The sequence below is a fragment of the Kocuria carniphila genome, assembly GCF_004136555.1.
In the GTDB taxonomy this organism is placed as follows: domain Bacteria; phylum Actinomycetota; class Actinomycetes; order Actinomycetales; family Micrococcaceae; genus Kocuria; species Kocuria carniphila.
Genome location: NZ_NOIT01000001.1, coordinates 325,875 through 333,411, shown reverse-complemented (window position 1 = coordinate 333,411; position 7,537 = coordinate 325,875). Strand labels below are relative to the sequence as shown.

At 60.3% G+C, this 7,537-nt stretch carries 7 protein-coding genes and 1 pseudogene; 5 read left to right on the top strand and 3 right to left on the bottom strand.

Features of this window, described 5'->3' with window-relative positions; all coding sequences use genetic code 11:
• The first annotated feature begins 151 nt into the window (after positions 1 to 151).
• Positions 152 to 313, top strand: coding sequence for a hypothetical protein (locus EWV37_RS15445; protein ID WP_165189148.1), 162 nt, complete (start codon positions 152 to 154; stop codon positions 311 to 313).
• A gap of 54 nt (positions 314 to 367) precedes the next feature.
• Positions 368 to 673 (top strand): hypothetical protein, encoded by a 306-nt coding sequence (locus tag EWV37_RS01400; protein WP_129699495.1) that lies wholly within the window; start codon positions 368 to 370, stop codon positions 671 to 673.
• 87 nt (positions 674 to 760) lie between these two features.
• Here the strand turns inward: EWV37_RS01400 and EWV37_RS01395 are convergent, their stop codons facing one another.
• Positions 761 to 973 carry a hypothetical protein gene (locus EWV37_RS01395; protein WP_129699494.1) on the bottom strand — a complete coding sequence of 71 codons (213 nt, stop codon included), beginning with the start codon at positions 971 to 973 and terminating at the stop codon, positions 761 to 763.
• Between the two features lie 153 nt (positions 974 to 1,126).
• Here EWV37_RS01395 and EWV37_RS01390 point away from each other — a divergent pair, with 153 nt between their 5' ends.
• From EWV37_RS01390 to EWV37_RS15620, 3 genes and pseudogenes are all read left to right on the top strand, one after another.
• Entirely contained in the window at positions 1,127 to 3,217 is a 2,091-nt protein-coding gene (locus tag EWV37_RS01390; RefSeq protein ID WP_129699493.1) for an ATP-dependent nuclease, read from the top strand.
• 20 nt (positions 3,218 to 3,237) lie between these two features.
• Positions 3,238 to 5,007 carry a UvrD-helicase domain-containing protein gene (locus EWV37_RS01385; RefSeq protein WP_165189145.1) on the top strand — a complete coding sequence of 590 codons (1,770 nt, stop codon included), beginning with the start codon at positions 3,238 to 3,240 and terminating at the stop codon, positions 5,005 to 5,007.
• Between the two features lie 80 nt (positions 5,008 to 5,087).
• Positions 5,088 to 5,600, top strand: a pseudogene (locus tag EWV37_RS15620) (helix-turn-helix domain-containing protein); the annotation flags it as partial.
• A gap of 83 nt (positions 5,601 to 5,683) precedes the next feature.
• Here EWV37_RS15620 and EWV37_RS01375 read toward each other — a convergent pair.
• Positions 5,684 to 6,331: a response regulator gene (locus EWV37_RS01375; RefSeq protein WP_129699491.1), complete on the bottom strand. Its 648-nt coding sequence runs from the start codon at positions 6,329 to 6,331 to the stop codon at positions 5,684 to 5,686.
• Positions 6,328 to 7,476, bottom strand: a complete 1,149-nt coding sequence (locus EWV37_RS01370; protein ID WP_129699490.1) for a sensor histidine kinase — start codon at positions 7,474 to 7,476, stop codon at positions 6,328 to 6,330. Before EWV37_RS01370 ends, EWV37_RS01375 begins: the two co-directional genes overlap by 4 nt.
• Positions 7,477 to 7,537 lie beyond the last annotated feature (61 nt).

Sequence of the window (7,537 nt, the reverse complement as noted above, 5' to 3'; positions counted from 1 at the left end):
CAAATCGGTCGTGTCAGCCACGGCCGTCTCCTCTCGGATCAGGCCGGACCCTCACACACCGTTCTTCTGACAGTCCCATCACTATGGGAAGTAGGGGATCGATCCACTGAAGATCGGTATCGGTATCGGTATCGATTACGGTCGGGTGCTCATGATTAAGGCAGGATTCAGCGGTAGCGGCATCAACGATGTCCTTTACATGGGTGACGTGGTCAACCGCGCAGCTCACCTTGCACACGAGGCCGGCAGAGGGTGGGCTGATCCGATCTTTGTCGGGGGTGTGTTCGAGCAGAATCTGAACGACCACAACTAGGTGGAACTGACTTCTCATTACGTGAGTGGTCTCGGCACAATTCACACAGGCAACGTGCGTAAGCACGTCAATGAACGACTGGGTGGAGAGCCTAACCTGACTGCCGAAGCCCTTGCCAGGGTCATCGTCCGCAACTGGGCCGCGGTCGTGCTCAGCGAACTCGGGCAAGGTGTCGCATTTGGCTCGGAGCTTGTCTTGCCTGGTTTTGAAGTGTTCGAGGCTGATCGCCTCCGCGAGATACGCGACGATGAGTCGGTCTTGCTCAGCGAGGTTCTTCGCACGGCGGGCGGTGAACTCAGCCGCTTCTTCCTCGGACGAGACGGTGAACCATACGGTCGCAAACGGAGCACGCTCCTGTAGATTCCCCAACTGGGTCGGCGACTCCGGGTCACCGGGATCAGGATTCTCGCTCCGATCCGTACGCTCGCTTCGAAGGCCTCCTGCGCGTCACGCATGCTCAACCTCGTCGCGGCCGTCTTCACCCACTCCTTGTCGGCCAGCGGCGAGAGGGCACCCGAGTCCGGCGGATACAGGAAAAAACCCCACCGGGTCCAACACTTGCACCAGATGATCCACGTCGGGGTCACCCGGCCCCGACGCACAGGCCAGTAGCACGCGCGCGGTCCGCTCATCCAACTCATCGAAGTTGATCTTGGTCACGGCCTGGTCCTCTCGTACGTAGGGCGGCACGTGAGAGCTACGCCTGGTGTGTCCGGGTCGACTCAGGAGGGCTGTTCGGGCATTCTTGTATCACGATGATCATCTGACTCAGCAGGAGCGCCGCGACGGTGGTCCTTCAGTAAAGGACCACGAATGACCCGGCAGACTGCGCCCACAGACCCCAGCGACAAGCCGAAGAAGCCATCTACCCCGATGAGGGTCTCCCGCATCAAGGTGCGTAACTTCCGCCTGCTGCGGAACGTGGATATTGACCTTGATGGCCGCACGACCGTGCTGGTTGGCCGAAACAACAGCGGCAAGACAACGCTCGCGGAGGCATTTACTCGCTTTCTGCAGCCGTCGACGTTGAACTTCAACGTGGCCGATTTTTCCGCCGAGAGCTACCCGGAGTTCCTGGAAGCGTGGAAGGCCTACGCCACAGGAGACGAAGAATCCGCGAGGCGTCTGCTGCCTGAGATCTCCCTCACCGTGGAGATCTCGTACTCAAAAGAGCTGCCGGAATACGGGCCTCTAGCTGCAGCTATCGTCGATCTCGACCCGGATTGCACAACAGCAATGATCCGCTTCAACTACTCACTTGAAGGTGGGCATCTATCGGACTTTTTTGAAGGGGTTGCAGGCGACCCAGACACCGGTGAGGAACCGGATCTCGAGCGCGTACTGGGCATCGTCGGAGACCGAGTTCAGGGAATGTTCGCACGGTCGATCAGCGCAATCGATCCAGGAGATTCCACAAACACGCGCGACATCGCGCTAGAAGCGATGCGGCGCATCCTCACCGTTCACTTCTTGAAAGCACAACGCGGACTCGATGACGAAAAGGAACGACCCAAAGACCTGATCGGCAGCGTCTTCCAGAACCTGTTTGATGCCGCCTCCAAAGCGAACGACGGAAGCACCCAGAAAGCAACTGCCGATGCGCTCACGGCAGCAGTCGCTGACATCGAGCAGGATCTAGGTGCCAAAGTCAGCGAGATGGTGAAGGGAATCATCCCGGCACTTCGGAGCTTCGGATACCCCGGCCTTACTGATCCCCGCCTCAAAGCTGAAACAACCTTGGACATCGAACGCGTGCTGGGGAACCACACCAGCATTCGTTACGACGGTGTAGCCGGGGTGTCACTCCCTGAGTCTTACAGCGGACTGGGGTCTCGCAACCTCATCCTGATGTTGCTCACGCTTCTTAGCTACTACCGCGAGTATGCGACGAGGGGCAACATGCCTGGACTGCACCTGGTCTTCATCGAAGAGCCTGAAGCGCATCTTCATCCGCAGATGCAGGAGGTGTTCATTGAGCAGCTCGCTTCGGTCGCTGAGCTTTTCCCGACGCTGGATGAAAAGAAGCAACCCTGGTGGCCTCAGTTCGCGGTCTCGACCCACTCGTCTCATGTTGCCAACCGTGCGGACTTTTCAACCATCCGATATTTCCGTGTCGAAAACGACCCGAAAGGTGGCCCAGGCCACCACGCCAATGTCCTCGACCTCACCAACACTGAAGACATCAACAAGAAGTTCCTACACCAGTACCTGACCCTCACCCGCTCTGACCTCTTCTTCGCCGACAAAGCCATACTGGTGGAAGGCACGAGCGAACGGCTGATCGTTCCCGCGGCCATCAGAAACGCCAAGCATGAGCTCAGCAGCCAATACGTTGCGCTCATGGAAGTGGGAGGCGCATACGCCCACATCTTCTTCCCGCTCCTTGACTTCCTCCGCGTTCCAACCCTCATCATCACCGACCTCGATGCAGTAGGCCCGGTCGAGGGCAAGAAGCGAGACGGAGCAACGACAGTTCACGAAGGTACATCAACAAGCAACGCAACCATCAAGAAGTGGTTCCCCAACACCGACACGCAGAACCCAACTGCCTTGCTGGCCGCTGCGGAGACGGACGCCATCATCAGCGGCAACCGGTACCTTGCGTTCCAGGTTCCCGAGAGCAAGGGCAAAGCCTGCGGCCGCACTTTCGAAGACGCCTTCCTCCTCGCCAACCCATCCGCTGAGGGGCTCACGCTCACGGGCGATAACAAGCAGGACGAGATCCGCGTCCGCGATGCTGTAGATGGCCTAAAGAAGAGCGACTTCGCTTTGCGATTTGCCGTAGATGAGGGTGGCTGGAAGACCCCTCGATACATCCAGCGCGGACTCGACTGGCTACTCGGTAGCCCCCCAGGACATGAAGCCGTGGCCGAGACTCCAGGCGAGACCGGAGTGGTTGTTTGATGACCGCCTGGGACAGCAACGTGGCTGACAACGCCGAGAGAGCAAGCGAGGAAGCTCTCGCCACCCTCTTTGCCGCACTCGATAGTCGCAGGAACTTCAAACTCGAAGCGGGCGCAGGAGCAGGGAAGACCTACTCACTGATCCAAGCCCTGCGACGCATCCTGAAAAACAAGTCCGTCTACCTTCCCCGCAGCGATCAACGAGTCGCTTGCCTGACCTACACCAAGGTCGCCCGCGACGAAATCAAAGCAAGAACCGACGAAGACCCCGCCATCTTCGCTGACACCCTTCACGGGTTCCTCTGGGAGATGATCAGCCCCTACCAGAAGGCACTCGCTGCGGCTCTTCGGTCCTCAGAAAGCTGGCAGGAGCGTCTCGCCGAGAATCCAGATATCAGTGGGCTGGCGATCGAATACGACCTAGGTATTCGTGGCCTTCACGAGGATCGAATCACGCTCCATCACAATGACATCCCCGAGTTCGCGATTCAGCTCTTCGGCAATGAGAAGTTCCGCTCGCTGATCACGGACCGGTTTCCCATTATCTTCATCGACGAGTACCAGGACACCCCGTCTGGGCTTGCTGAAGCGGTTCTGCCCGGTCACGGAGAAGACCGCACAAGCCCTGTCGTGGGTTTCTTCGGTGACCACTGGCAGCAGATTTACGACAGAACCTGTGGCTCGATCGAGCATTCTTCGCTCACATCGATCCCCAAGAACGCGAACTTCCGATCAGACAGATCGATCGTCGACTTCCTCAACAAGTTACGCCCGGAGCTTCCGCAGGCACCGCGGGCCGATGCCGACGAGGGCACAGTCACGGTCTATCACTCCAACACTTGGCCGGGCACCCGTCTGGGCAGAAACTGGAAGGGGCAGATCTCCCAGGAAGCTACCCAGGCATGTCTGGAATGGCTCCAACGCGCGTCCCCAAGTAGCACATGGATCCAGAACTCAAAGGACCTGAAAGTCTTGATGCTCACACACGCGACGATCGCGAACGAGTTGGGCTACCCCAGCCTTCCGGGTGTCTTCTCGTCCAACGACTCCTTCGCAAATAAGGAAGACACGGTGATCGAGTTCCTTGTCGACACTGTAGAACCTGCTATGCAGGCGTTTTCCGAGCACAAGTATGGAAAGTTGTTCCGCCTCCTGGGAAGCAAGAGGCCAACACTCACCGCACCGAAGGATAAGCATCGCTGGTCCGAATGCTTCGATTCGCTTATCTCGACCAGCAGTACGGGCACGATCGGGGATGTGCTGGACCTCTTGAACTCGCAGAATCTCTTCTCCGTGCCCACTCGGGTAATTAAGAGAGGACGCGACCTAGAAGAAGCACTACTGGCTCTCGGCCCTGGAGAGGAACTGGAGGAGCCGCGAAAGCTGGTGGAGCATCGGTCGCTACGATCCGTGCCGTATGCCGAAATAGGCGCACTCCGCTCCTATTTGGAAGACAGCACCGTTTTCTCAACCAAACACTCTGTCAAAGGCGCAGAGTTTGACGACGTGATCGTCCTTGTTGGGCGCGGCTGGACTAAGTACGACTTCGCCAAGATGATCGCTGCCCACGCTCCGCAGAGCCAGCCAGAACTCAGGCAGGCCGGGAGCTTCCCGCACTCACGCAACCTCTTCTACGTCTCCGCTTCGCGAGCAAAACACAACCTTGCACTGCTGTTCGTTCAAGAGCTCAGCGACGACGCAGTCGCGGTTCTCGAGGATTGGGCTGGGCAGGAAAATGTGATCTCCATAGAGTTCGACGAGGCGGGCGTACCGCGATCGCTCACCGCGTAGGCACTGCCTTGAGAAGCGGGGGACGCAATGCAACCCCTTGCTGCTTCACGTAACGCCCAACAGTTCCAGCAGAAACAGGCAAGACCCCGCTCGCGTTCTTGACGATGCTCCGCGTAGAACACCTCGCGAAGTACCTAGGAGAGACCGACATGACCGTCACAGCCGCGATGCAGTGCGTCGGCTGGCGCTCCCGCAGTCACGCCACCCGCCTGTTCCGCCAGTACGTCGGCGTCGCCCCTGGTCACTACCGACGAAGGCGCGCACCGGCCGCATGGGCGGGCGGCGACTCGCTACCGCGCGATGCCGAGAAGATCCCTTGTATACGTCCACACTGTCATCCGATGCACGTCGAATCGGCGACAGATGGAGATCACGCCCTCGCCGTTGGCGCGGGCAGTTCGGATAGCGTCTACTTGGCTCTCTGTCAGGGGTGTTCTAGCTCGTCTCCCAGGCTTCGCGACGACGCCCGGCTCGCCCTCGCCGGCACCATGTGGCTTATCGTCGATGCCCAGTTTCGCCTGATTCCACGCCGAACCGAGCCGCTCGAACCGCTGCCAGGCGTTCGGTTTGAGTCCACCCGCGTCCACAACTGAATATCGAGAAATGCCCCGCCAACAGGCGGGGCATTTCTGTATTTCCGGTCAACGCGGCCTCCGGTTCTTACTCGCTTCGATACTTACCCCGTTCCGGGGCGGACGAGCCCGCTCTCGTAGGCCAGGACGGCCAACTGCACCCGGTCGCGCCGTCCGACCTTGGTGAGCAACCGCGACACGTAGGTTTTCACCGTCGCCTCACTGAGGTACAGCTGATCTGCGATCTCGTTGTTTGACCTACCGGTGGCAATCAGCCGCAGCACCTCAGTTTCCCGCTCCGTCAACGCGGGCATCGCGGCAGTCTGTGAAGGTGCGGGTGCGAATTGTTCGAGGAGCCTCCGGGTCACCTGCGGGGCGAGCATCGCCTCGCCCACCGAGACGATCTCGACGGCCCGGACGAGATCGGCGGGGCGTAGATCTTTCAGCACGAAGCCGGATGCCCCGGCTCGCACGGCGTCGTAAACGTACTCATCGAGATCGAAGGTGGTGAGCACGAGCACCCTGGTCGCGGGGCGGTGCGTCACGATCCGGCGGGTGGCCTCAATGCCGTCCAAGCGCGGCATGCGAATATCCATCAGCACCACATCCGGAGACAGCGCTCGGGCGCGCTCGATGGCCTCGACCCCGTCGGAGGCCTCGCCGACAACGTTGAACCCTGACTTCTCCAGAATGAGCCGGAATCCCTCCCGGAGCAGTTCCTGGTCGTCGACGATCAACACCGAGATGGTCATGACGGCCCCAGGGGTAGCACGGCATCCACCTGGAAGCCGCGAGTGGCAGATGGACCGGCGTGCAAAGGCCCGCCGTAGAGCTGGACCCGTTCGCGCATCCCGATCAATCCATGACCGGTACCGGTGCTCCCGGCCGCGGGCGTCCCGTCATCACGCACTTCCAGGCGGAGCTCTCCCGGCGCGTAATCCACAGTTACCTCGATCGACGACACCCCCGTGGCATGACGCCGGGCGTTGGTGAGCGCCTCCTGAATGATCCGGTAGGCCGCGAGATCTATTCCCGCCGGCAAATCCCGTTGGGTGCCGTGCACCTCGAAGGTGACTGGGAGACCACTGCGCCTGGTCTCTTCTACGAGCTGTTCGACAGCGGCCAGTCCGGGCTGCGGCACCCGCGGTGCAGACGCATCCTGGTCCCGAAGCATCGTGACGAACCGGCGCATCTCACCCAGCGCCTCGGCGCCGGTGCGTCGAATGGTCTCCAGTGAGCGACTGACTTTCTCCTGATCATCGGCGACCAGCTGGGCCGCACCCGCCTGGACGACGATCACGCTCATGGCGTGAGCCACCACGTCGTGTAGTTCACGAGCCATCCGGGTGCGTTCCTCGAGGATCGCCGCCGCGGTCCGCGCTGCCGCCTGAACCTCAGCGTCAATCGCCCGCTGCCGCGCCAGCACGGCCTGGTTCGTCATGACCCGCTGCCAGGTTCCGAGAGCGTAGGCACCGAAAAGCACACTCCAGTGAAAGACGATTTCCGCTGGGTCCTGCAGTTCCGGCACGAGCAAATCACTTACCAGCATCGTGCCGATAATCAACGCCGCGCCGAAATGCGGTTCTCGTCCTCTTCCATGGCGGGCCACGGCAAAGGTCGTCAGAACCATCGGGACGAACTGTCCGTAGAACAGCAGAAAGGTCACCCCGAGGATGTGCAGGCCACTGAACAGTACGAAGGCCACACCGGCGGCAATCAACGGGCGGGTGCGGCGCATTGTCATGGCCGCGGCGACTATCACCACCTGCACTGACGTCAACCAGAGATGTCCGTCCCCAGTGCGAGAGGCGAAGGGCAGCCAGATCTCCATCAGACCGATGACGAGCACGGCGAGGACGATCATCAGATCAAAGATCCCGGGCCGACGGCGCTTCATACATCAACGGTAGGCGAGATTCGTGTCCGTGGCGTCATCCCAGAGAGGACAGTAGTCACGA